This window comes from Pelomonas sp. Root1444 (genome assembly GCF_001426885.1).
Lineage (GTDB): Bacteria > Pseudomonadota > Gammaproteobacteria > Burkholderiales > Burkholderiaceae_C > Pelomonas.
In genome coordinates this window covers 282,286-305,915 of the sequence record NZ_LMFP01000001.1, presented here as the reverse complement: position 1 = coordinate 305,915, position 23,630 = coordinate 282,286, and the positions used below count along the sequence as shown (strand labels likewise).

Sequence of the window (23,630 nt, the reverse complement as noted above, 5' to 3'; positions counted from 1 at the left end):
ATTGCGGCCCGGGCTTGGCGCCGGGGTGATCACGCGTGTTGAAGCGGTCGGCTCCACCGACAGTAAACGGCTCATCCCCCCAAATCTGCAGCCTGTCGCCCACGCCTTGGGCCGACCCAGCGCCGGAGATATGGTGTGCTACATCAGCAACACACCCCCGGAGCACCCATGACTCCCACCTGGACAGACCAGGCGCCGATCTACCAGCAGTTGGCCGACCGACTGGCCGTGCAGCTGCTTGACGGCAGCCCTTCGGAAGGCGAGGCCTTGCCTTCGGTGCGCCAACTCGCCAGCCAGTACGTCATCAATCCGCTGACCGTGACGCGGGCGCTGCAGGCGCTCAGCGACCACGGTCTCATCGAGTCGCGGCGCGGCCTGGGCATGTTCGTGACGAGCGGCGCCCGCGAGCGCCTGCTGCGTCATGAGCGCGAGCAGTTTCTGCAGAAAGACTGGCCGGCGCTGCGCGCCAAGCTGCAACGGCTGGGCCTGACCGCCAAGGATTTGAACTGGGAGTCGACATGAACCTCATCGAAGCCAAAAACCTGACGTTGCGCTACGGCAAGAAGACCGCCCTGAACGACGTCTCCGTGGCCGTGCCCAAGGGCCGCGTCGTGGGCCTGCTGGGCCACAACGGTGCCGGCAAGACGTCCCTGATGAAGGCGCTGGTGGGCCTGCTGCCCGTGCAGGGCGAGCTGAGCGTGCTGGGCCTGGAGCCGACGAAGAACCGCCAGCAGCTGCTGACGGAGCTGAGCTACATCCCCGACGTGGCCGTGCTGCCGCGCTGGGCGCGGGTGCATGAGCTGATCACGTTGATGTCGCAGCTGCAGCCGAAGTTCTCGGCGGAGCGGGCGCGCGCGCTGCTCAAGCGCACCAGCGTGGGCGAGGGCGACAAGATCAAGAGCCTGTCCAAGGGCATGGTGGCGCAGACGCACCTGGCGCTGATCGCCGCGATCGACGCGAAGTTGATGATCCTGGACGAGCCGACGCTGGGCCTGGACGTGGTGTCGCGCAAGAGCTTCTATGAAATGCTGATCGACGAGTGGTGCGACGGCGAGCGCAGCGTGCTGATCTCGACGCACCAGGTGGAGGAGGTGGAGGCGCTGCTGAGCGACGTGATCATGCTGGACGAGGGGCGCGTGGCGCTGTCGATCAGCCTGGAGGACATCGACCGCCGCTTCGTGGCGCTGAACCACGACCCCGCTGCCGCGGATGCGATGGCCGCCGCCCACCCGCTGCTGCGCTACCGCGAGCAGGGCCGCACGACCGCGCTGTTCGACGGTGCGCCGCCTGAACACATCACCAGCCTGGGCCAGCGCGTGCGGCCCAGCCTGGTGGACCTCTTCATGGCGCTGACCCGCAACCCGGCGCTGAACGGCAAGCAAGCCTGAACGACAAGGAGACGCCATGAACACCCACATCCCCACCCTGCTGCAACGCGAATGGATGCAGCACAAGCGCGGCTGGCTGATCGCCGCGCTGGCGCCGCCCCTGCTCTTCCTGGCGGTGCTGCCGTTCGGCACGTTCACCGGCATGCCTACCGAAAGCCCGGAGCTGATGTCCGTGGGCGTGGTGCTGGCGACCACGCTGGTCATCTACGGCATCTGCATGCTCATCGCGCTGTTCCAACTGCCGGGGCTCGCGCGGCGCGACACGCAGGACCGTTCGATCGAGTTCTGGCTGTCCCTGCCGGGCCGGCCGAGCGAGAGCGTGCTGTCCACCGTGCTGGCCCATGCGTGGCTGGCGCCGCTGGGCGGCGCGGTGGTCGGCATGCTGTTCGGCGTGCCGATCGCGATGGGCGTACTGAGCAACAAGCTGGGCTTCGCCGACGCGCTGGCGGTGAATTGGGGCGAGGTCGTCCTCGCCTCAACGCCGCTGCTGCTGCGCGGCTTGGCGGGTACCGTGCCGCTGATGCTGTGGCTGGCGCCGGTGATCTTCGTGCTGATGGCCGCGTCCAGCTGGCTCAAGCGCCTGGGCGTGCCGGTGGTGCTGATCGGCGGCGGCGTTGCCACCGCCGTGCTGAACAAGGCCTACGACATCAGCTGGCCGAGCGAGGCGCTGTCCGGCCTCAGCGATCGCATCAACCACACGTTGGTGCATGACGGCCAGAGCCTGGCCAACACGCTGCAGTCGGGCGACAACCTGGTCACCTGGGCGCTGCGCGACCTGGGCGCCACGTTGGCGGAGCTGGCCTCGCTGCAGTTCATCGGCTGGGCGGCCGTGGCCGCCGCGGCCTTCGCGCTGATCGTGATGAAGCGCGCCCGCGGCGGTTGAGTCAGGCGATCAGGCCGGCTTGCCGGTCAGCGCCTCGCCCGATGGCGGCACGATGCGTGCCGCCATTTCCTTGCGGAAGCGATTGAGCTCCTGCACGGTCGCGAAGCTGCGGTCCATCAGCAGGCTCATGTTGTGCAGGATGCGTTCGACGACCTTGTTCTCCCACACGCTGTCGAACTGGATCTGCTTGTCCAGCCAGTGCTCCAGCCACTCGGGGTCGGGCAGGCGGCTCTGGATGGTGTCGCGCGGGAACAGCTTGGCGTTGACGTGCAGGTTGGTGGGGTGCAGCGCCTGCGCCGTGCGGCGGGCGCTGGCCATCAGCACGCCGACCTTGGCGAAGGCGGCACGCGCCTCGTCGCCGAACTTGGTCATGGCGCGCTTCATGTAGCGCAGGTAGGCGCCGCCGTGGCGGGCCTCGTCGCGCGACAGGGTTTCGTAGATGGCCTTGATGACCGGCTCGGTGTGCCACTCGGCCGCGCGGCGGTACCAGTGGTTCAGGCGGATCTCGCCGCAGAAGTGCAGCATCAGCGTTTCCAGCGCCGGTGCCGGGTCGAAGTCGAAGCGCACCTCGTGCAGCTCGGCCTCGGTGGGCACGAGGTCGGGGCGGAAGCGCCGCAGATACTCCATCAGCACCAGGCTGTGCTTCTGCTCCTCGAAGAACCAGACGGACATGAAGGCGGAGAAGTCGCTGTCCTCGCGGTTGTCGCGCAGGAACATCTCGGTGGCCGGCAGCGCCGACCACTCGGTGATCGCGTTCATCTTGATGGTCTGGGCCTGTTCGTCGCTCAGCAGGCTGGCGTCGAACTGGTCCCACGGAATGTCGCGGTCCATGTTCCAGCGCACGGCTTCGAGTTGCTTGAACAGTTCGGGGTAAAGCATGGCGGGTCCTCGTTAGAGGCGCGATTCTAAAAGTTCGCGCCAGCGTGTGATCTCTAACGTGATAGAGCTCAGGCCGTCGACACAGCGCACGCCGTCTGGCAGGCCCGGCAAACGGAGTGCCCGGTTGCTGCCGCCGGCCCAGATCTCGATTGCAGGCGGCAGCAGCGCGCGCAGCTGGGCAAGCCCGTCGAGCACGGCGCGCGCCGGCAGCTGCCCGGTGAAGCTCAGCGCCACGACGTCCGCCCGGTGCACGGCCGTCGCTGCGGGCAGCTGGTCGACGGGCGTCTGCACGCCCAGCGAGAGGCAAACGGCCCCTTCCAGGCTGAGCAGCGCCTCCGCCATCAGCAGCCCCAGCGCATGGCCTTCACCGGAGAGCGTGGTCAGCAGCACCCGCGGCCCGGCGCCCTGCAGGTTGGCAGGCAAGGCCTGGATGGACTGGCGCAGCACCAGCTGCAGCGACTCGCTGTAGATGTGCTCCTCGAAGACCTGCAGCGTGCCGTTCATCCACAACTCGCCGATGCGCGTCGTCAGCGGTGCGAACACCTCCGTGACGCTACCGGCCAGGCCGCGGCGCAGCACGGCCTGCGACAGCGCGCGGCGCAGGCCGTCGATGTCGTGGCGCTGCAGCAGCGCAGCGCAGGCCGCCACCTCGGGCGCCTCGGCAGCCGGCGCAGCGCCCGCTCGCGTTGCAGCGGGCGGCTGCAGCAGGGCGGCCAGCTCCGCGGCCGGCGCGGCCACCACGCGGCCGGGCCGGTGTCCGGCGTCCAGCAGCCGCTTGACGAGGCGCAGCCGCTGCACCTGCTCGGGCGGGTAGAGCCGCTCACCCGCCGCGTCCCGCCACGGCGACGGGAAGCCGTAGCGGCGCTCCCAGACACGCAACGTTTCCTTGTTGATGCCGGTTTCACGCTCCAAGGCCGCGATGCCTACGCCGCCTGCCCGGCCGCCCGCATCCGCAGCGTCGTCGGATGCGTAAGCGCTGGTGTCAGCCACGGGCCGCCCTCGCGGTCAGCGACGAAGGCTTGTTAAACATGTTTTGTCCTGGACAAATGTGAGACAACATATCATTCTTACCGTAATATAGCCGTCACCAGCGCGTTTTGCACTGGACAAACCATTCACAACACCACCGTTCTACACCGTTCCAACATGCCGTTAGCAACACTGTTTGCTGCGGCTCTAGGGAGTGTCGAAGCGGCGCCGGACATTCATCATGACGCCAACAATCGTCGCCCGAACTCGGTACAGCGCTGCGAAACGCCAAGCGCCCGACCGTCAATCAGGCTACACAGGCAGTGAAAACCCGAGCACCGCTCGCACGGAGGCGTCCCCCACCCCCACCGAATTTAGGCCGCTCAACCTCTCTGAGTTCAGAGCAGCAATCCCGGAGCCGTTCTCCTCCTCCTCCCTCCCTCCCTCGTTGGCTTCGGGGCGTTCTGCGGCCGCTTTTACAGCCAGGGCCCGTGTCGATGACGCGGGCCCTTCCTTTTGCTCCGCCGGACACGCGACGCCCGCTGTTCTGGGCCTGCTGCGCGGTAGGGGGCACCCGCACCAGCCCGGTGCCAACACCGCCCGGCGCGTCGCCGTCGTCGGCTCGGGCATCGCCGGCCTGTCCGCCGCCTGGGCGCTGAGCGACCGTGCCCACGTCACGTTGTTCGAGGCCGGCCCGCACGCCGGCGGCCACACGCACACCGTCGACGTGACGCTGGACGGCCCCGACGGCCCGGTCACGCACGGCGTGGACACCGGCTTCCTCGTCTTCAACGAGCGCACCTACCCGCTGCTGATCCAGCTCTTCGCCCAGCTCGGCATCGCCACCGCGAAAAGCGACATGAGCTTCTCCGCCCAGGTGCCGGGCGACGGCATCGAGTGGAGCGGCAGCAGCCTGGCCACCGTCTTCGCGCAACGCCGCAACCTGCTGCGGCCTGCCTTCTGGGGGATGCTGGCCGACCTGCTGCGCTTCAACCGCCTGTGCACGGCGCTGGCCGAGCGCGGCGACGAGGCCGCGCTGGCCGAGCCCATCGGCGCCTTCCTGGCGCGCCACCGCTTCGGCCTCGCCTTCAGCGACTGGTACCTGCTGCCCATGGTCGCCTGCATCTGGTCCTGCCCGACGGCGCAGATGCTGCAGTTCCCCATCCGCACGCTGATCCGCTTCTGCCACAACCACGGCCTGCTGCAGATCAACGACCGGCCGCAGTGGTGGACGGTCTGCGGGGGGGCGCGCCACTATGTCGACGCGATGCTGCCGGCCATCCACGATGTGCGGCTGGGCACGCCGGTGCAGGCCATTCATCGGCCGCCTGCGGGCGGCGATGTCGTCGTGCAGAGCCCGCGCGGCCGCGAGCATTTCGACGCGGTCATCCTGGCCGGCCACAGCGACCAGAGCCTCGCGATGCTCGCCGTGCCGACCGAGGCCGAGCACCAGCTGCTCGGCGCCATCCGCTACCAGGCCAACCTGGCTGTGCTGCACACCGACACGGCACTGCTGCCGCGCCGCCGCGCCGCCTGGGCCGCGTGGAACTATGAGAGCGGCGCCGACGCGGGCGCCGTCTGCCTGCACTACCTGCTCAACCAGCTGCAGCCGCTGCCCTGGCACCAGCCGGTCATCGTGTCGCTGAACCCGCTGCGCCAGCCCGCCCCGGAGCGCGTCCTCGGCCGCTACACCTACGCCCACCCGGTCTTCGACGACGCGGCCGTGCGCGCCCAGGCGCGGCTGGCGGACATCCAGGGTGCTGGCGGCGTCTGGTTCGCCGGCGCATGGACGCGCTATGGCTTCCACGAGGACGGCCTGCTGTCGGGGCTCTGCGCGGCGCAGCAAGTCATCTCCAAGGTGCTGGCATGAACGCGCCCCAGCTCGGCCGGGGCCTGGTGCGGCACCGCCGGCTGAGGCCGCGCGAGCACGCCTTTGCCTACGCGAGCTACTTCCTCTGGCTGCCCATGCGTGCGCTGCGCCGCGCGCCCGCGCCGGTCCTGAACCGCAACGGCCGCCATGCATGGCGCCACCTGCTGAGCTTCCACGACGCGGACCACGGCGCCGGCGGCACCGACTCGCTCGCCTGGGCCGAGGCGCTGCTGTCGGCCGAGGGCATCACCGATGCCGATGGCGAGATTTGGCTGCAGACCTACCCGCGCGTGCTGGGCCACGTGTTCAAGCCCGTGAGCTTCTGGTTCTGCGAGCGGTCCGACGGCTCGTTGGCCGCGGTCATCGTGGAGGTCAACAACACCTTCGGCGAGCGCCACTGCTACCTGTTGCGCGGGCCGGCGCTCGCCTGGGGCCGCGAGCAGCAGGCGGCCAAGGTTTTCCACGTCTCGCCGTTCTGCCGTGTCGAGGGCCGCTACCGCTTTCGCTTCATGCGCGCCCGCGACCGCGTGGTCGCGCGCGTGGACCACGACGACGCGCAAGGGCCGCTGCTGCACACCAGCCTCGCCGGCCAGCTGCAGCCGCTGACGGCAGCCAGCGCCCGCGCGGCGTTCTTCGCCATACCGGCCCTGACGCTGATGGTCGTCGCCCGCATCCACTGGCAGGCGCTGAAGCTGGCCTTCAAGCGCGTGCCCTTCCTCTCCAAGCCCCAGCCGCCAGAGCGCTTCGTGACGCGCTGACCGCCATGACGACAACGACCTCCACGCCCTTCCCCCACACCACGCTGCCCCGCCACGCCCGCCGCGTGCTCGCGCTGCTGGATCGCCTTCAGCACGGCAGCCTCGACGTGCAGACGCCCGAGGGCGAGCTGCTGCACTTCGGCGCCGCCCGCGAGCCGCGCGCGGCCTTGCGCATCGCCGACTGGCAGACCTGCGCCGCCGCCCTCACCGCCGGTGACGTCGGCTTTGCCGAGGCCTTCGTCGCCGGCCACTGGAGCAGCCCTGACCTGCGCGCGCTGCTGGAGCTGCTGATCCGCAACCGCACCGCGCTGGAGTTGCTCGTCTACGGCGGCTTCTGGGGCGGCCTGCTGCACCGCGTGCGCCACCTGCTCAACCGCAACACCCGCGCGGGCAGCCGCAAGAACATCCACGCCCACTACGACCTCGGCAACGCGTTCTACAAGCTGTGGCTGGACCCGACGATGAACTACTCCAGCGCCTGGTTCGACGGCGCGCCGCAGCAGCCGCTGGCCGCGGCCCAGCAGGCCAAGATGCGCCGCGCGCTCCGCGAAGCCGGCGTCACGCCGGGCAGCCGCGTGCTGGAGATCGGCTGCGGCTGGGGCGCCATCGCCGAGGTGGCGGCGCGTGACTTCGACGCGCGGCTGACCGGCGTGACGCTGTCCACCGAGCAGCTGGCGTGGGCGCAGGACCGCCTGCGCAGCGCCGGGCTGAGCGCCGATCTGCGCCTGCAGGACTACCGCGACATCGCCGACGAACCCTTCGACGCCATCGTCTCCATCGAGATGTTCGAGGCGGTCGGCCGCGAGTACTGGGACGGCTACTTCCGCACCGTGCGTAACAAGCTCAAGCCCGGCGGCCGCGCCTGCATCCAGAGCATCACGATCCGCGACGACCTGTTCGACCGCTACGTGCGCTCGACCGATTTCATCCAGCAATACATCTTCCCCGGCGGCCTGCTGCCCAGCCCCAGCCAGTTCCGCGCCCATGCCGAGAAGGCCGGCCTGCGTGTCGTCAACGAGCTGGCCTTCGGCGCGGACTATGCCGAGACGCTGCGCCGCTGGCGCGAGGCCTTCCTGCGCCAGGAGGGCCCCGTGCGCAGCCTGGGTTTCGACATCCGCTTCATGCGGCTGTGGGAGTTCTACCTGGCCTATTGCGAGGCCGCCTTCGCAGCCGGCAACACCGACGTCATGCAGTTCACGCTGGTGCGGGACTGAGCGATGCAACGCCGCCTCTTGCTTGCCGCTGTCGCTCTTGCCAACCTCGCCCATGCCGCGCCCGAGCTGGCCGGGCTGACCCGGCGTGGCCAGGCGCGCTTTCGCTTCCTGGGCCTGCACATCTACGACATCCGGCTGTGGTCGGCCGCGCCGGTCACGGCCGCCAACTGGGCCACGCAGCCGCTGACGCTGGAGATCGAATATGCCCGCGGCCTCGACGGCACCGAGATCGCCAAGCGCTCGCTGAAGGAGATGCGCGGCCAGGCGACCGTCAGCGACATCCAGGCTCGAGCCTGGCTCGCCGAGATGCGGGCCGCCTTCCCCGACGTGAAGGCGGGCGACCGCATCAGCGGCGTCTACGAGCCGGGCGAAGCAGCGCAGTTCTTCTTCAACGGCGAGCCGCGGCGGCGCGTCGCCGATGCTGATTTCGCACGGCTGTTCTTCGGCATCTGGCTCAGCCCACAGACCTCGGAGCCCGGCCTGCGCCAGCAGCTGCTGGCCGGCGGCGATGGCCGCTGAATTCGCTCCCGCGCAAGGCCTGCGCTACGGCGCACTCGGCTTTGCGCTGGCGTTCGTGGCGCTGCCGCTGTACGTGCACCTGCCGGCGCATTACGCGACCCACTTCGGCCTGCCGCTGGCCACGCTCGGGGCGCTGCTGCTGGCCGCCCGCGCGCTCGACGCCGTCGTCGACCCGTGGATCGGCCGCCTGTGCGACCGCGCGCTGGGCCGCGCGGCGCTGGCCTGGCAGCTGCCATTGGCCGGCCTGCTGCTCGCGGCCGGTTTTGCCGGCCTGTTCTTCCCGCTAGTGCGCGAACCCCGCGCGCTGCTCGCCTGGGCCGGCGCGGGCCTGGTGCTGACCTACCTCGCCTACAGCTGGCTCGCCGTGTTGCACCAGGCCTGGGGGGCGCGGCTGGGCGGGAGTGCGGCCACGCAGAGCCGCATCGTGGCCTGGCGCGAGGGCCTCGCGCTCGCGGGCGTCGTGAGCGCCAGCCTGCTGCCCTCGCTCGCCGGATTCGGCATGACGGCGCTCGTGCTCGCGGCCGCCCTGTTCGTGGGCCTCATGCTGCTGGCCGGCGCGCCGCGGCCCGCCCCTGCCGTTGACGCGCCCGCGCCGCTGGCCCTCGCCTGGCGCGTGCCCGAATTCCGCCGTCTGCTCGCCGTCTTCCTGCTCAACGGCATCGCCGCGGCCGTGCCAGCCACGCTGCTGCTGTTTTTCATCGACGACCGGTTGCGCCTACCCGCATCGCAGGGCCTGTTCCTGTCCAGCTACTTCGCCGCTGCCGTCGTTTCGCTGCCCGCCTGGCTGCGCGTCATCGCCCGTGTCGGCCAGGCGCGCGCCTGGGCGCTGGGCATGGCGCTGGCCGTCGCCGCGTTCGCATGGGCCGCGGCCCTGGGCGAAGGCGACCGCGGCGGCTTCCTCGCCGTGTGCGTCGCCAGCGGGGCGGCACTGGGCGCCGACCTCGCCATCCCGGCGGCGCTGCTGGCCGGCGTCATCCAGCGTGCCGGCCTGGCCGGCCGTGCGGAAGGCGCCTTCTTCGGCTGGTGGAACGCGGCCAGCAAGCTCAACCTCGCGCTGGCCGCGGGCTTGGCGCTGCCGCTGCTGCAGGCGCTGGGCTACGCACCCGGCCAGCGCGACCCGCAGGCGCTGCAAGCCCTGACCCTCGCCTATTGCGTGTTGCCCTGCGCGCTCAAGCTCGCGGCCGCTGCGCTGCTGTACCGCCACTTCATCGCCCCACCATGAACCGACGCCTGCTGTTGACCACCCTCGTGCTGTCTGGCTGCGCCAGCGCGCCCGTGCCCGAGGACTACGCCGCCGAAAAGCCGGTGCTGAGCCTGGAGACCTACTTCAACGGCCCGCTGACGGCGCACGGCCTGTTCACCGACCGCGCCGGCAAAGTGAAGCGCCGCTTCATCGTGAAGCTGGAGGGCCGCTGGCAGGGTGGCGTGGGCACGCTGGAGGAGGACTTCAGCTACAGCGACGGCAAGACCGAGCGCCGCGTCTGGACCATCACCGCGCTGGGCGACGGCCGCTACCGCGGCACGGCGGCCGACGTCGTCGGCGAGGCGGTGGGCGAGGCGCGCGGCAATGCGCTGCGCTGGAGCTACACGCTGCGCCTGCCCGTGGATGGCACGACCTACGACGTGCAGCTCGACGACTGGATGTACCTGATGGACGACAAGGTCATGCTGAACAAGGCACGCATGAGCAAGTTCGGCTTCCACCTCGGCGACGTCACGCTGTCGTTCCACAAGCCATGAGCGCCGCGCCGGGCCGTCCCAAGCAAGCTCGCTCCCGCTTGGCGGGACAGGCCGAAGGCCGAAGGGTGCACCATTGAGCCTCAATCCGCGGCTGCAGGACTGGCACGGACGCACGGCCTGGCTGATCGGCGCGTCCACCGGCATCGGCCGCGCCACGGCGAGCGCGCTGCATACGGCGGGCGCGCGGGTCATCGTCTCGGCGCGGCAGGCGCCGCTGCTCAACGAGTTCGTCGCGCTGCATGCCGGCAGCCATGCGCTGCCGCTGGACGTGATGGACTTGCCGGCGTTGCAAGCGGCCGCAGCCGAGGTCGGCACGCCCGACCTGTGCGTCTACTGCGCCGGCTACTACCGGCCGATGAGCGCGACCGGCTTCGACCTCGCCGACGCGCGCCGGCACCTCGACATCAACTACGTCGGCGCGCTCAACCTGCTCGACGCGCTGCTACCGCAGCTGCTGATGTCGGGCCGCGGCCACCTGAGCCTGGTCTCCAGCGTCGCCGGCTACCGCGGCCTGCCCAAGGCGCTGGCCTACGGGCCCGGCAAGGCCGCGCTGACGCATCTGGCCGAGGCGCTCTACCTCGACCTGCATCCGCGCGGCATCGGCGTGTCCGTCATCCACCCGGGATTCGTGACCACGCCGATGACGGCGCAGAACGACTTCCGCATGCCGGCCGAGATCAGCGCCGCCCAGGCCGCCCGCTCGATGCTCGCCGGCTGGGCTGCGGGCGAGTTCGAGATCCACTTCCCCAAGCGCTTCACGCGCTTCATGAAGGCGCTGCGGCTGCTGCCCGACAGCGTCTACTTCAACCTGGTAAGCCGCGCCAACCGATGACCCATGCCGACCCACGCGCCGCCGCGCTCATCGCGCGGTACGAGACGCTTCAATCCGCCGATCTTGACCGCCTCATCGGGCTTTACGCCGAGGACTGCCGCTTCAAGGACCCGTTCAACGACGTCCGCGGCCGCGCGGCGCTGCGGCGCGTCTTCGAGCACATGTTCGAGACGCTGAAAGCGCCGCGCTTCGTCATCACCACGGTCTTCGTCGAGGGCGACCAATGCTTCCTCGCGTGGGACTTCCACACCGGCGACCTCGTCATCCGCGGCGCCAGCCACCTGCGCTTCGACGCGGCCGGCCTCGTGGCCGACCACCGCGACTACTGGGACGCCGCCGAGGAGCTGTACGAGAAGCTGCCGGTGCTGGGCGCGCTGATGCGGCTGCTGAAGCGCCGGCTGCGGGCTACCTGAGCCAACCCTTCCTGCGGAAGTAGATGAACGGTGCCGCCACCGACAACAGCATCAGCACCAGCGCGAACGGGTAGCCCCAACTCGACTCCAGCTCCGGCATGTTCTTGAAGTTCATGCCGTAGATCGACGCGATCAGCGTCGGCGGCAGCAGGGCGACGCTGGCGACCGAGAAGATCTTGATGATCTTGTTCTGGTTGATGTTGATGAAGCCGACGGTCGCATCCATCAGGAAGTTGATCTTGTCGAAAAGAAACGCCGTGTGCGAATCGAGTGAGTCGATGTCCCGCAGGATCTGGCGCGATTCCTCGAACTGCTCGGCGTTGAGCATGCGGCTGCGCATCATGAAGCTGACCGCGCGGCGCGTGTCCATCACGTTGCGGCGTATGCGGCCGTTCAAGTCCTCCTCGCGGGCGATGGCAGACAGCACTTCGCCGGCCTCGGCGTCGGTCACGTCGCTCTTCAGCACGCGCACGCTGACCGCTTCGAGCTTGTCGTAGATGCCCTCCAGCACGTCGGCCGAGTACTCGGCGTCGGCGTCGTAGAGCTTGAGCAGCACGTCCTTGGCATCCTCGATCAACGCCGGGATGCGCCGCGCCCGCAGGCGCAGCAGGCGGAACACCGGCAAGTCCTCGTTGTGGATGGAGAACAGCACGTTGTTGAACAGGATGAAGGCCACGCGCACATTGCGCGCCGGCTTGCCTTCGCCGCTGTCGTCGCCTTCGATGAGGAAGTCGGAGCGGATGTGCAGCTCGCCGTTGTCCTCTTCGTAGAAGCGCGCCGATTCCTCCAGGTCCTCGTCGACGATGTCCTCGGGGATGGTCAGGCCGAAGCGGTCACGGATCCAGCCCTTTTCCTGGGCACTCGGGCTCTCCAGGTCCACCCACACCGGGCGCGACAGCGCCAGCTCCTCGGCGGTCTCGATTTCTTCCTGGAACAGGCCACCCTTCAGGCGGCCGTTGTTCAGCGTGAAAACATTCAGCATGCATCGTCTCCAGCAGCGCTGGCAAGGGACGACGCGCAGCGCCGTCCGGGGTGGCGGGGTTCAGGTCAACCGTCTCACTCCGGGCGGGCGCGGCCGGACAAGGGGCCGGCGGCGGGAGTGGACGGTCACCGAGGGTGATCGCTGTCCAAGAAGGTCTCCGTAGGGGAAATAGCCGTGGATTATTGCATCGCCGCAAGACGTGAAAGAAGCCGCGAAAACGAGGCCTGGAAGGCCACAAACCGTCACCGTCATCCCCTTGTCACGCGGCGGCTTCGCGCGCAAACTGGGCTCGTCGATTTCCCCACTCCCATCCAACTCCGCTACCTGAAAGACCCCTCCTCCTCCCTCCCCTTTCCTCAGTTTTCCTGGTTTCGTTTTCCCCGACCCATTCCTCTGAAAGGAGGCTTTATGAATCTGACGATCAGTGGCCATCACCTCGAAGTCACGCCGGCCTTGCGCGAGTACGTACTCACCAAGCTAGACCGTGTGACCCGCCACTTCGATCAGGTCGTTGACATCAACGTCCTGCTGACCGTAGAGAAGCAAAAGGAGAAGGAACGCCGCCAGCGCGCTGAAGTCACGCTGCATGTGAAGGGCCGCGACATCTTCGTCGAGCAGTCTCATGAAGATTTGTATGCCGCCATCGACCAACTGATGGACAAGCTCGATCGCCAGGTCTGCCGCCACAAGGACAAGGTGCAGGACCATCACCACGCCTCGGCCAAGCGGCTTGAGGTTCCGGCCCGCTGACCCCAGCGGCTCACTTCAAGGCGGCCCACGGGCCGCCTCTGTTTTGTGCGATGCGCAATCGGCTGTTGCTGCAGTGCCGCAAAAACCCGCATTCGGGGGTGCCCAGGGGCGTTTTCCACGTCTGCAGGCACACCCGATCTCCCCAAACTGGCCCGCAGTTCCATAATCTGTGGCTCTGATTGACCCACAGCCCCGCTGCGGCCGCGCCCACCAGGCGCCCCCGATGCTCGGCCCTCATCCATGAACCGTCTCGCCGCCATCCTGCCCGCCGACAACGTGTTGGTGACCGTGGATGCGTCCAGCAAAAAACGCGCCTTCGAGCACGCCGGCCTGCTGTTCGAGAACCACCACCAGATGGCCCGTGCGCTGGTCACCGACAACCTGTTCGCGCGGGAGCGCCTGGGCTCCACCGGCCTGGGCCATGGCGTGGCCATCCCGCACGGCCGCGTCAAGGGTTTGAAGAACCCGCTCGCTGCCGTGTTGCGGCTGGAGCAGCCCATCGCCTTCGACGCGCCGGACGACGAACCCGTCGGCCTGCTGATCTTCCTGCTCGTGCCGGAAGCCGCCACGCAGCGTCATCTGGAGATCCTGTCCGAGATCGCCGAAATGCTGTCCGACCGGGAACTGCGCGAGCAGCTCAAGACCGAGCCGGACGCCGCCACACTGCACAAGCTCATCGCGGCCTGGGAGCCGCTCAAGTCCGTCGCTTGAGCCCCCGATCGACGCTTCGCGTAAACCCTGATCTCCATTGAAACCCACCTCGATCAGCGCCGAGCGCCTCTTTGAAGAGCACCGCGAGGCCCTGCGCTGGGAGTGGATCGCCGGCCACGCCCACCCGGAGCGGCGCTTCGACGAAGCCGCCGTGCGCGACGCGCAAAGCGCGGCCGACCTGGTCGGCTACCTGAACTACATCCATCCCTACCGCGTACAGATCGTCGGCCGTCGCGAGGTGGCCTACCTGAACCAGGAAGGCACCGAGGTGCAGGACCGGCGCATCTCGCGCATCGTCACGCTGGAGCCGCCGGTCATCATCGTGGCCGACGACTCCGTGCCGCCGCCGCGCCTGGTGGCGATGTGCGACCGCGCGGAGATCCCACTGTTCCGCACCACCGAGTCCGCCGGCCACGTCATAGACCTGGTGCGCGGCTACCTGGCCCAGCTGTTCGCCAACCGCACCACCCGCCACGGCGTGTTCATGGACATCCTAGGCCTGGGCGTGCTGCTGACCGGCGAGTCGGGCCTGGGCAAGAGCGAACTCGGCCTGGAGCTGATCTCGCGGGGCCACGGCCTCGTCGCCGACGACGCGGTCGACTTCTTCCGCATCGCGCAGACCGCCATCGAAGGCCGCTGCCCCGAGCTGCTGCTGAACCTGCTCGAGGTGCGCGGCATCGGCCTGCTCGACATCAAAGCCATCTTTGGCGAGACCGCCGTGCGCCGCAAGATGCGCCTGAAGCTCATCGTGCACTTGGTGCGCAAGGAGACGATGGAGCGCGACTTCGAACGCCTGCCCTACGAGCCACTGCATGAGGACGTGCTGGGCATGCCGGTGCGCAAGGTCGTCATCGCCGTGGACGCCGGCCGCAACCTCGCCGTGCTGGTGGAAGCCGCCGTGCGCAACACCATCCTGCAGCTGCGCGGCATCGACACGTACAAGGAATTCGTCGAGCGCCATCAGCGCGCCATCGACAACGGCTCGATCGACTGATGGCGCTGCATGCCTTCAGCGACATCACCCGCCTGCTCGTCCTCAACACGGACAGCTACAAGACCAGCCATTGGCTGCAATACCCGCCGGGGACGACGACGGTGTTCAGCTACATCGAGGCGCGCGGCGGCTCGACGCCCTACACGGTCTTCTTCGGCCTGCAGGCGCTGCTGAAGGAGTACTTCACCGAGCCCGTGACCGACGACGATGTGGCCCTGGGCGCGGAAGTCTGCGCGGCCCACGGCGTGCCCTTCAACCGTGAGGGCTGGCTGCACATCGTCCGAGCGCATGGCGGCCGCCTGCCGCTGCGCATCCGCGCCGTGCCCGAGGGCATGGTGGTGCCGGTCAACCACGCCCTCGTCACCGTCGAGAACACCGACCCGGCCTGCTGGTGGCTGACGAGCTATGTCGAGACGGCGTTGCTGCGCCTGTGGTACCCGACGACGGTCGCGACGCACAGCCACGCCACGCGGCGGCTCATCGCCGAGTCGCTGGCGCGCACCGGCTCGCTGGAAGGCCTGCCCTTCAAGCTGCACGATTTCGGCGCCCGCGGCGTGTCGTCGCTGGAGTCGGCCATGCTGGGCGGCATGGCGCACCTGGTGAGCTTCCAGGGCACGGACACGATGACCGCCCTGCTCGGTGCGCGCCTCTACTACGGCGAGCCCATGGCCGGTTTCTCCATCCCCGCGGCCGAGCACAGCACCATCACTGCCTGGGGCCGCGACGGCGAGTTGGACGCCTACCGCAACATGCTGCGCCAGTTCGGCAAGCCCGGCGCGCTGCTGGCCGTCGTGTCCGACTCCTACGACCTGGACGCTGCCGTCAGCCAACTCTGGGGCGACGCACTTCGCGAGGAGGTCATCGCCAGCGGCGCCACCGTCGTCATCCGCCCCGACAGCGGCGACCCCACCACCGTCGTCGCGCGCACCGTCCGGACTCTGGACGCGGCCTTCGGCAGCGATGTGAACGCCAAGGGCTACAAGGTGCTTCGCCATGTGCGCGTCATCCAGGGCGACGGCATCACGCGCGAGTCCATCGCCAGCATCCTCGCCGCGCTGGAATCCGCCGGCTACTCGGCTGACAACATCGCCTTTGGCCAGGGCGGCGCGCTGCTGCAGCAGGTCAACCGCGACACGCTGGGCTTCGCGATGAAGGCCTCGGCGGCGGAGGTCGACGGGCAGTGGCGCGACGTCTTCAAGGCCCCCGTGACCGACCCCGCCAAGCGCAGCAAGGCCGGCCGGCTGACGCTGATGCGCAGCGGGACAGCCTTCGCGACCGTGCGGTTGGATTCACCCGGCTACCAGCAGGCGCTGGCCGATGGCGCGACCGAGGTGCTGCGCACGGTGTATGAGAACGGTCGCCTGCTCGTCGACGACAGCTTCGCGGCGATCCGCGCGCGAGCAGCGGCCTTCGAGCCGGCACGGTAGAAGGCGCGGCCGCGTTGAATCCGGCGAGGGCGCAGGCAAGGGGTGAGGAGGCCGCGGGCTGATGCCCGCATCGGCCGAGCAACGCCACATGCGCCTTGCCAGCCTCGACCCGCAGTGCCGGCTGCTAGCCGCGGTTGGGGCAGTCGGTCTTCACGCAGGTCGCGTACAGCGCCAGCGAGTGCTCCTGCAGCTGGAAGCCGTGCTCGCTCGCGATGGCGTGCTGGCGCGCCTCGATGCCGGGGTCGAAAAACTCCTCGACCTTGCCGCAGTTCAGGCAGACGAGGTGGTCGTGGTGGTGCCCCTCGTTGAGCTCGTAGACGGCCTTGCCGGTCTCGAAATGGTTGCGGCTCAGCAAGCCGGCCTGCTCGAACTGCTGCAGCACCCGATAGACCGTCGCCAGGCCAATGTCGGCGCCTTCGCCGAGCAAGGCCTTGTAGACATCCTCGGCCGTCATGTGGCGCTGCTGGGTGCGCTGGAAGATCTCGAGGATCTTGATGCGCGGCAGCGTTGCCTTGAGGCCGCTGTTCTTGATGTCGCTGGTCTGGTCTTTGACGGAGGAAGGCATGGCGCGTGGGGCCGGGGCGCCGGAAGGGGGCCCCGCTAGAATCCGCCCGATCATAGCCAGCCGCACTTCCGGCGGGCACTTTCCGTACTCTCTCCAGCCGCCCCATGCGTCCCCTGCTTGCCTCTCTCCCGCTGATTGCGCTGCTTGGCGGCTGCTCCCTGATGCCCTCCTGGGCCAGCCTGCCCTCCGTCACCGGTGACAAGGTGCTGGGCGTGCTCACGCCCTACCGCGTCGAGGTGGTGCAGGGCAATGTGCTGACCAAGGAAATGGTGGCCCGCGTCAAGCCCGGCATGCCCAAGGCGCAGGTTCGCGACCTGCTCGGCTCGCCGCTGCTGACCGACATCTTCCACGAGTCCCGCTGGGACTACGTCTTCACCATCCGCCGCCAGGGCGCGCAGCCGCAGCAGCGCCTGGTCGTCGCGGAGTTCGACGGCGACCGGCTCAAGGCCTTGACGGTGCCGGACGACCTGCCCGCCGAGAACGATTTCGTCGCCGCCATCAACACCTTCAAGCCCAGCGGCAAGCAGCCCAAGCTGGAGCTCAGCGAGGCTGAGCGCGAGGCCCTGCCGCCGCCCAAGCGCAGCGCCGAAGCCGCGCCCACCGCCGCCGCCGAAGGCCCGGCACCCGGCCGCACCTACCCGCCGCTGGACGCCAAGCTGGGATCGGGCTCGTGATCCGCGTCGCGATCGTGGGCGCCGGCGGGCGCATGGGCAGGATGCTCGTGGAAGCCGTCGAGGCGGCCGACGACTGCCAGCTGCACGCGGCGCTGGGACGGCTTGACGACCTGCGCGCCGGTCTCGCAGGTGCCGACGTGCTGATCGACTTCACGCGCCCCGAGGCCACGCTGTCACACCTGGCGCTGTGCGCCGAACTGGGCGTCAAGGCCGTCATCGGCACCACCGGCTTCGATGCCGGCCAGAAGGCCGAGATCGCCCGGCATGCCGAGCGCACGGCCATCGTCTTCGCGCCGAACATGAGCGTGGGCGTCAACGTGGTGCTCAAGCTGCTCGACATGGCGGCCCGCGCGATGAACGAGGGCTTCGACATCGAGATCGTCGAGGCCCATCACCGCAACAAGGTCGATGCGCCCAGCGGCACCGCGCTGCAGATGGGCCAGGTCGTGGCCGACGCATTGGGCCGTGACCTGAAGCAATGCGCCGTCTACGGCCGCGAGGGCGTCACCGGCGTGCGTGACGCGTCGACCATCGGCTTCGCCACCGTGCGCGGCGGCGACATCATCGGCGACCACACCGTGCTGTTCGCCGGCACCGGCGAGCGCATCGAGATCAGCCACAAGGCCAGCAACCGCAGCATCTACGCACAGGGCAGCCTGCGCGCGGCGCGTTTCCTGGCGAGCCAGAAGACGGGCTTGTTCGGCATGAACGACGTGCTCGGCTTCAACAGCTGATATGGGCGGCTTCGCCGACTTCTGGGCCCAGAGCGACCTGGTCGGCCGCGCGGTCGCGCTGCTGCTGCTGGCGATGTCGGTCAGCGCCTGGGCGCTGATCCTGTGGAAGACCTGGCTGCTGCGCCGTGCGCGCCGCGGCCTCGCCCGTGCGGTCCCGGCCTTCTGGGCTGCAGCCGGCGTGGCCGAGGGTCGCAGCGCGCTGCAAAGCTTTGACACCGAAAGCCTGCTGCTGCCGCTGCTGGACGCCGCCACGGCCGAGACGAACAGCGCCACGCTGGACGCTGTCGGCCGGCGTGAATCCCGTTTGACCCGCCGCCTGCGCGACGCGCTGCACGCGGTGCTGGCCAAGCTGCAATTCGGCCAGGTGCTGCTGGCGTCCGTTGGCGCCACCGCGCCCTTCGTGGGCCTGTTCGGCACCGTCTGGGGCATCTACCACGCGTTGGCCAGCATCTCGGCGGCCGGCAACATCACCATCGACAAGATCTCCGGGCCGGTCGGCGAGGCGCTGATCATGACGGCCGCGGGCCTTGCGGTCGCCATCCCGGCCGTGCTGGCCTACAACGTCTTCGGCAAGATGGTGGCGGCCTGCGAGGCCGATCTGGAAGGTTTCGCGCACGACTTGCGCGAGTTGCTGGACCACGACTGATGGCGTTCGGCCGCCTTGAGAAGCCCGAAGGGTCGCGGCCCATGAGCGACATCAACATGACGCCGCTGATCGACGTCATGATGGTGCTGCTGGTCATCTTCATGATCGCAGCGCCCTTGATGACGGCCTCGCTGCGCCTGGATCTGCCCAAGAGCGAAGCCGCCACGCCCAGCGATGCGCCCAGCTCTATCGCCGTGGCCATCACACCGGACGGCAAGCTGCACCTGGGGGACGACGAGCTGGATGCCAAGGCCTTCCAGCAACGCATCTCCGAACTGGGCCGCGCCAACGCGCAGCTCGAAGTGCAGCTGCGCGCCGACCGCACCGTGCCCTACGGCCAGGTGGCGGAGCTGATCGGCTGGGTGCAGGCCGCCGGGCTCAATCGCATCGCGTTCGTGGCGCAGCAGCCCTAGCCAACTGTTTATCGCGACGACGCTGGAGGCCGGCGAGCAACGCGCCACCGGCGAGTGCCATCAGGCCGGTGGCCGGCTCCGGCACGGGCGCGGTCAAGAAGACACCGGACGCCGACCCCAGCGTGTAGCCGTCCGGCAGCGTGTAGGACACGCGCGCGGTGTGGCTGGCATCGATCTCGGCCGTGAGGCCGACAGGGTAGATGAAGGTCTGCAACTCGACAGTGGCCCAAAAGGTGAAGCTGGTGTTCGGCACCACCATGCCCTGCACCATCAACTTGCCATTGACGACACCGGCCAGCGTCAACGGCTCGTTGAGCAGGCCGCAATCCCACTGGCAGATGATGTCGTCCTGCGTGACGGCGCCGTTCTCGTCCAGGCTCTTGGACCGTATCACCCGCATTTCCTTCCCCGGCGCGCCGAGGGCCGACATCGTGGCGCGGAAGTTCAGCGATTCGAGACTGTTGGGCCCCAGGGCCGGGTTGATCGCCAGCAGGGCATCGACGTCCAGCGTCATCGTCATGGGCACGGGAGTCGTGCCGGGGCCGATGACGTGGAGGTCGTCCGTGATGGACGCCCCCGTGATGGCGATGGGGCTGCTCTGATAGACCGTCACGGGCGTGGTGCTCATCTTCGCCCGCAGCGTGCCGTCGCGCAGGTCGGCGGCGCCCCACATGTCGGCGAACAACTGGGAGTTGTCGACGTGCCGGCTGTGCTCGGTGAACACCGGATCGCTGAAGCTCATGGGCGGGAACTCGCCCTGGAGGCCGAAGCCCACCGACGCCGTGGGCGCGGCGTGCGCCATCACCGGGGCCATCAACGCCAGCAAGGTGGCCATTGCCCAGCGGCATGGGGCGCGGCCCCGAGGAGCCAATGAATGAAGGCGCGCAGCAGGCATGGACGGGCTCCCTGGCCAGAGTTGTCCAATCAGTAAAGGCGCTGGAATGCCGTTGTGAAAGTTCAAGCTAGGGGCCGTCGCTCGTCCAGGCCCGGCGGCAGTCGAGGTCCGGCCGCAACCTGGCCGTCGAAGGGCCCCACCTACAATTTGGCCCATGAACGCCAAGAACGAAGCGCCCAGCTACAACCCCAACCAGATCGAAGCCGCCGCCCGTGCCTACTGGACGGAGCGCGACGCCTACCGCGTGACCGAAGACGCGAGCAGGCCACACTTCTACGCCTGCTCCATGCTGCCCTACCCCTCGGGCAAGCTGCACATGGGCCATGTGCGCAACTACACGATCAACGACATGCTGGCCCGCCAGCTGCGCATGAAGGGCTACAACGTCCTGATGCCCATGGGCTGGGACGCCTTCGGCCTGCCGGCCGAGAACGCCGCGATGAAGGGCAAGGTCCCACCCGCGCAGTGGACCTACTCCAACATCGCCCACATGAAGGGCCAGATGCAGGCCATGGGCCTAGCCATCGACTGGAGCCGCGAGGTCGCGACCTGCCAGCCCAGCTACTACAAGTGGAACCAGTGGCTGTTCCTGAAGATGCTGGAGAAGGGCATCGCCGAGCGCCGCACCCAGGTCGTCAACTGGGACCCGGTGGACCAGACCGTGCTGGCCAATGAACAGGTCATCGACGGCCGCGGCTGGCGCTCCGGCGCGCTGGTCGAGAAGCGCGAGATCCCGGGTTACTACCTGAAGATCACGCAGTACGCCGAGGAGCTGCTGTCGGCCGTCGCGAATCCTGAAGACCCGAACTACCTGTCCGGCTGGCCCGAGCGCGTGCGGCTGATGCAGGAGAACTGGATCGGCAAGAGCCAGGGCGTGCGCTTCGCATTCCCGCATTCCATCGAAGGCGGCGGCGGGCGGCTGTGGGTGTTCACGACCCGCGCCGACACCATCATGGGCGTGACCTTCTGCGCCGTGGCGCCGGAGCATCCGCTGGCCACGGTCGCGGCCAAGGACAAGCCCGAAGTCGCCCGTTTCATCGAGGAATGCAAGGCCGGCGGCACGACCGAGGCCGAGCTGGCCACGCAGGACAAGAAGGGCGTGCCCACGGGCCTGTTCGTCACGCATCCGATCACCGGCGCCCAGGTCGAGGTCTGGGTCGGCAACTACGTGCTGATGAGCTACGGCGACGGCGCCGTCATGGGCGTGCCGGCGCATGACGAGCGCGACTTCGCGTTCGCTAACAAGTACGGCATCGAGATCAAGCAGGTCGTGGCCGTCGACGGCGAGACCTTCACGACCGACGCCTGGGCCGAGTGGTACGGCGACAAGACGCGCGGCGTCTGCGTGAACTCCGGCGTGCTGGATGGCCTGAACCACAAGCAGGCAGTCGAGAAGATCGCCGAGTTGCTCGCCGAGAAGGGCCTGGGCGAGAAGAAGACCACCTGGCGCCTGCGCGACTGGGGCATCAGCCGCCAGCGCTACTGGGGCACGCCCATCCCCATCATCCATTGCGACGACTGCGGCGTCGTGCCGGTGCCCGAGAAGGACCTGCCCGTCGTGCTGCCCGAGGATCTGATCCCCGACGGCAGCGGCAACCCGCTGAACAAGCATGCCGGCTTCCTCAACGTCGGTTGCCCGAAATGCGGCAAGCCGGCGCGCCGCGAGACGGACACGATGGACACCTTCGTGGACTCGTCCTGGTACTTCATGCGCTACTGCGACCCGAGCAACGACCAGGCGATGGTCGCGGACGGCACGAAGTACTGGATGCCGATGAACCAGTACATCGGCGGCATCGAGCACGCCATCCTGCACCTGCTGTACGCGCGCTTCTGGACCAAGGCGATGCGCGACCTCGGCCTCGTCACCATCAGCGAGCCGTTCGAGAAGCTGCTGACGCAGGGCATGGTGCTCAAGGGCGCCTTCTTCCACAAGCCCGAGGGCGGCGGCAAGGACTACTACTGGGACCACGAGATCGACGTCATCCACGACGACAAGGGCGGCATCGCAGGCGCGAAGCTGAAGAAGGACGGCACGCCGCTTGAGTACGAGATGACGACCATGTCCAAGTCCAAGAACAACGGCGTGGACCCGCAAGCCTTGATCGACCAGTACGGCGCCGACACGGCCCGCCTGTTCGTCATGTTCGCATCGCCGCCCGAGCAGACGCTGGAGTGGAACGACGCCGCCGTCGAAGGCGCGCACCGCTTCCTGAAGCGCGTGTGGAACTTCGGTACGCGCAACGCCGACGCGATCAAGGCCGGCGGCAGCGACTACGCCGCGCTGAACGGCGACGGCAAGGCGCTGCGCCGCGAGGTGCATCACGTGCTCAAGCAGGTCAGCTACGACTACGAGCGCATGCAGTACAACACCGTCGTCTCCGGCGCGATGAAGCTGCTCAATGCGCTGGAAGGCTTCAAGGCGGAAGGCCAGGCCGCGGCCATCCGCGACGGCTTCTCGGTGCTGCTGCGCGTGCTCTACCCCGCCACGCCGCACATCGCCCACCAGCTCTGGCAAGACCTCGGCTTCGCCGCCGAGCTGGGCGACCTGCTCGACGCGCCCTGGCCCACGGTGGACGAGGCCGCGCTGGTGCAGGACGAGATCGAGCTGATGCTGCAGGTCAATGGCAAGCTGCGCGGCGCGGTGAAGGTGCCGGCCTCGGCCGACAAGGCGGCCATCGAAGCGGCAGCGCTGGCCACCGAGGAGTTCGCGAAGTTCTCCGAAGGCAAGGCGCCCAAGAAGGTCGTCATCGTCCCCGGCCGCCTCGTCAACATCGTCGTCTAACAGCATGCGCCCCCACGCTCGCTCACGCTCGCTGCACCCCGAGGGGGCGCCAGCCGCCTCGGGGCGGCCCAGCGCCGGCTGGATGGACCGCCGCTTCGCTCTGTTGGGCCTTGCAGCCCTCGCGGGCTGCGGCTTCGAGCTGCGCCGCGAACCCGAGCTGCCGTTCAAGACGCTGGCGCTGACCGGCTTCGAACCGAACTCGCCGCTGGCCGCCGGCCTGAGGCGCCAGATCAAGCGCACGCCGGTGCAGCTGGTCGACGACCCGGCGCGTGCCGAGGTCGTGCTGGAGGTGCTGCACGAGTTCCGCGACCGCACCGTGGTCGCCTCCACCAGCGTGGGCCAGGTGCGCGAATTCCAGCTGCGCCTGCAGTTCGACTACCTGATCCGCACGGCGTCCGGCGAGCTGCTGGTGCCCAAGGTCGAGCTGCGCCTGGCTCGCGACATGAACTACACCGAGAAGGATGCGCTGCCGAAGGAGCAGGAAGCGGCCAATCTGTATGGCGCGATGCACTCCGACGCGATCGCGCAGGTCATGCGCCGGCTGGCGGCGGTGAAGCTGCCGACATGAGACCCATCAGCCGCTTTCCGA

At 68.7% G+C, this 23,630-nt stretch carries 26 protein-coding genes; 21 read left to right on the top strand and 5 right to left on the bottom strand.

Annotated elements, in window-relative coordinates; genetic code table 11:
• The first annotated feature begins 168 nt into the window (after positions 1 to 168).
• The 3 genes from ASD35_RS01270 to ASD35_RS01260 are packed head-to-tail and all read left to right on the top strand — an operon-like array spanning position 169 to position 2,271.
• Positions 169 to 522 carry a GntR family transcriptional regulator gene (locus ASD35_RS01270; RefSeq protein ID WP_056873092.1) on the top strand — a complete coding sequence of 118 codons (354 nt, stop codon included), beginning with the start codon at positions 169 to 171 and terminating at the stop codon, positions 520 to 522.
• Positions 519 to 1,388: an ABC transporter ATP-binding protein gene (locus ASD35_RS01265; protein ID WP_056873091.1), complete on the top strand. Its 870-nt coding sequence runs from the start codon at positions 519 to 521 to the stop codon at positions 1,386 to 1,388. Before ASD35_RS01270 ends, ASD35_RS01265 begins: the two co-directional genes overlap by 4 nt.
• 16 nt (positions 1,389 to 1,404) lie before the next feature.
• Positions 1,405 to 2,271 (top strand): hypothetical protein, encoded by an 867-nt coding sequence (locus tag ASD35_RS01260; protein WP_056873090.1) that lies wholly within the window; start codon positions 1,405 to 1,407, stop codon positions 2,269 to 2,271.
• A 9-nt stretch (positions 2,272 to 2,280) separates the two neighbouring features.
• Here ASD35_RS01260 and ASD35_RS01255 read toward each other — a convergent pair whose 3' ends face one another.
• Together ASD35_RS01255 and ASD35_RS01250 are read right to left on the bottom strand one after the other, a co-directional pair.
• On the bottom strand, positions 2,281 to 3,150 hold the full coding sequence (locus tag ASD35_RS01255; protein WP_056873089.1) for a hypothetical protein: 870 nt from the start codon (positions 3,148 to 3,150) through the stop codon (positions 2,281 to 2,283).
• A gap of 12 nt (positions 3,151 to 3,162) precedes the next feature.
• Positions 3,163 to 4,140 carry a MerR family transcriptional regulator gene (locus ASD35_RS01250; protein WP_082579801.1) on the bottom strand — a complete coding sequence of 326 codons (978 nt, stop codon included), beginning with the start codon at positions 4,138 to 4,140 and terminating at the stop codon, positions 3,163 to 3,165.
• A 535-nt stretch (positions 4,141 to 4,675) separates the two neighbouring features.
• Here ASD35_RS01250 and ASD35_RS01245 point away from each other — a divergent pair.
• The 8 genes from ASD35_RS01245 to ASD35_RS01210 all read left to right on the top strand — a co-directional run bounded on the left by ASD35_RS01245 (position 4,676) and on the right by ASD35_RS01210 (position 11,465).
• Entirely contained in the window at positions 4,676 to 5,989 is a 1,314-nt protein-coding gene (locus ASD35_RS01245; protein WP_056873395.1) for an NAD(P)/FAD-dependent oxidoreductase, read from the top strand.
• Positions 5,986 to 6,747, top strand: coding sequence for a DUF1365 domain-containing protein (locus tag ASD35_RS01240; RefSeq protein WP_056873088.1), 762 nt, complete (start codon positions 5,986 to 5,988; stop codon positions 6,745 to 6,747). The genes ASD35_RS01245 and ASD35_RS01240 overlap by 4 nt, the downstream gene beginning before the upstream one ends.
• A gap of 5 nt (positions 6,748 to 6,752) precedes the next feature.
• Positions 6,753 to 7,961 carry a cyclopropane-fatty-acyl-phospholipid synthase family protein gene (locus ASD35_RS01235; protein ID WP_056873087.1) on the top strand — a complete coding sequence of 403 codons (1,209 nt, stop codon included), beginning with the start codon at positions 6,753 to 6,755 and terminating at the stop codon, positions 7,959 to 7,961.
• Positions 7,962 to 7,964: 3 nt separating this feature from the next.
• The gene (locus ASD35_RS01230; RefSeq protein WP_056873086.1) at positions 7,965 to 8,480 is read left to right on the top strand and encodes a chalcone isomerase family protein; all 516 of its coding nucleotides are present in this window, start codon (positions 7,965 to 7,967) and stop codon (positions 8,478 to 8,480) included.
• Entirely contained in the window at positions 8,470 to 9,702 is a 1,233-nt protein-coding gene (locus tag ASD35_RS01225; RefSeq protein ID WP_056873085.1) for an MFS transporter, read from the top strand. Before ASD35_RS01230 ends, ASD35_RS01225 begins: the two co-directional genes overlap by 11 nt.
• Positions 9,699 to 10,220: a DUF3833 domain-containing protein gene (locus ASD35_RS01220; RefSeq protein WP_056873084.1), complete on the top strand. Its 522-nt coding sequence runs from the start codon at positions 9,699 to 9,701 to the stop codon at positions 10,218 to 10,220. The genes ASD35_RS01225 and ASD35_RS01220 overlap by 4 nt, the downstream gene beginning before the upstream one ends.
• Before the next feature lie 73 nt (positions 10,221 to 10,293).
• A complete protein-coding gene (locus ASD35_RS01215) occupies positions 10,294 to 11,052 on the top strand; it encodes an SDR family NAD(P)-dependent oxidoreductase (RefSeq protein ID WP_056873083.1) in 759 nt (252 codons plus the stop codon).
• Positions 11,049 to 11,465 carry a nuclear transport factor 2 family protein gene (locus ASD35_RS01210; protein ID WP_056873082.1) on the top strand — a complete coding sequence of 139 codons (417 nt, stop codon included), beginning with the start codon at positions 11,049 to 11,051 and terminating at the stop codon, positions 11,463 to 11,465. Before ASD35_RS01215 ends, ASD35_RS01210 begins: the two co-directional genes overlap by 4 nt.
• Here ASD35_RS01210 and corA read toward each other — a convergent pair.
• A complete protein-coding gene (gene corA / locus ASD35_RS01205; protein WP_056873081.1) occupies positions 11,458 to 12,447 on the bottom strand; it encodes a magnesium/cobalt transporter CorA in 990 nt (329 codons plus the stop codon). The two genes, ASD35_RS01210 and corA, sit on opposite strands and share 8 nt — an antisense overlap.
• Before the next feature lie 408 nt (positions 12,448 to 12,855).
• Here corA and hpf point away from each other — a divergent pair, with 408 nt between their 5' ends.
• From hpf to ASD35_RS01185, 4 genes are all read left to right on the top strand, one after another.
• Positions 12,856 to 13,197 (top strand): ribosome hibernation-promoting factor, HPF/YfiA family, encoded by a 342-nt coding sequence (gene hpf, locus ASD35_RS01200; RefSeq protein ID WP_056200061.1) that lies wholly within the window; start codon positions 12,856 to 12,858, stop codon positions 13,195 to 13,197.
• Between the two features lie 240 nt (positions 13,198 to 13,437).
• Positions 13,438 to 13,908 (top strand): PTS IIA-like nitrogen regulatory protein PtsN, encoded by a 471-nt coding sequence (ptsN, locus tag ASD35_RS01195; protein WP_056873080.1) that lies wholly within the window; start codon positions 13,438 to 13,440, stop codon positions 13,906 to 13,908.
• A 37-nt stretch (positions 13,909 to 13,945) separates the two neighbouring features.
• Entirely contained in the window at positions 13,946 to 14,902 is a 957-nt protein-coding gene (gene hprK, locus ASD35_RS01190; protein WP_056873079.1) for an HPr(Ser) kinase/phosphatase, read from the top strand.
• Positions 14,902 to 16,329, top strand: coding sequence for a nicotinate phosphoribosyltransferase (locus ASD35_RS01185; RefSeq protein WP_056873078.1), 1,428 nt, complete (start codon positions 14,902 to 14,904; stop codon positions 16,327 to 16,329). Before hprK ends, ASD35_RS01185 begins: the two co-directional genes overlap by 1 nt.
• A gap of 124 nt (positions 16,330 to 16,453) precedes the next feature.
• On the opposite strand, the gene fur is transcribed toward ASD35_RS01185, so the two are convergent.
• On the bottom strand, positions 16,454 to 16,894 hold the full coding sequence (gene fur / locus ASD35_RS01180; RefSeq protein WP_056873077.1) for a ferric iron uptake transcriptional regulator: 441 nt from the start codon (positions 16,892 to 16,894) through the stop codon (positions 16,454 to 16,456).
• A 104-nt stretch (positions 16,895 to 16,998) separates the two neighbouring features.
• Between fur and ASD35_RS01175 the strand changes: the two genes are divergently transcribed.
• The 4 genes from ASD35_RS01175 to ASD35_RS01160 are packed head-to-tail and all read left to right on the top strand — an operon-like array spanning position 16,999 to position 19,361.
• Positions 16,999 to 17,568, top strand: a complete 570-nt coding sequence (locus ASD35_RS01175) for an outer membrane protein assembly factor BamE (RefSeq protein WP_056873076.1) — start codon at positions 16,999 to 17,001, stop codon at positions 17,566 to 17,568.
• Positions 17,565 to 18,302: a 4-hydroxy-tetrahydrodipicolinate reductase gene (gene dapB / locus ASD35_RS01170; RefSeq protein WP_056873075.1), complete on the top strand. Its 738-nt coding sequence runs from the start codon at positions 17,565 to 17,567 to the stop codon at positions 18,300 to 18,302. Before ASD35_RS01175 ends, dapB begins: the two co-directional genes overlap by 4 nt.
• Position 18,303: 1 nt before the next feature.
• Entirely contained in the window at positions 18,304 to 18,948 is a 645-nt protein-coding gene (locus tag ASD35_RS01165; RefSeq protein WP_056873074.1) for a MotA/TolQ/ExbB proton channel family protein, read from the top strand.
• Positions 18,948 to 19,361, top strand: coding sequence for a biopolymer transporter ExbD (locus tag ASD35_RS01160; RefSeq protein WP_056873073.1), 414 nt, complete (start codon positions 18,948 to 18,950; stop codon positions 19,359 to 19,361). Before ASD35_RS01165 ends, ASD35_RS01160 begins: the two co-directional genes overlap by 1 nt.
• Here ASD35_RS01160 and ASD35_RS01155 read toward each other — a convergent pair.
• Positions 19,327 to 20,196, bottom strand: a complete 870-nt coding sequence (locus tag ASD35_RS01155; RefSeq protein WP_056873072.1) for a PEP-CTERM sorting domain-containing protein — start codon at positions 20,194 to 20,196, stop codon at positions 19,327 to 19,329. The genes ASD35_RS01160 and ASD35_RS01155 overlap by 35 nt on opposite strands.
• A gap of 214 nt (positions 20,197 to 20,410) precedes the next feature.
• Here ASD35_RS01155 and leuS point away from each other — a divergent pair, with 214 nt between their 5' ends.
• Complete coding sequence (leuS, locus tag ASD35_RS01150; RefSeq protein ID WP_056873071.1) at positions 20,411 to 23,041, top strand: leucine--tRNA ligase; 2,631 nt, start codon at positions 20,411 to 20,413, stop codon at positions 23,039 to 23,041.
• 4 nt (positions 23,042 to 23,045) lie between these two features.
• On the top strand, positions 23,046 to 23,609 hold the full coding sequence (lptE, locus tag ASD35_RS01145) for an LPS assembly lipoprotein LptE (RefSeq protein WP_235538199.1): 564 nt from the start codon (positions 23,046 to 23,048) through the stop codon (positions 23,607 to 23,609).
• Positions 23,610 to 23,630 lie beyond the last annotated feature (21 nt).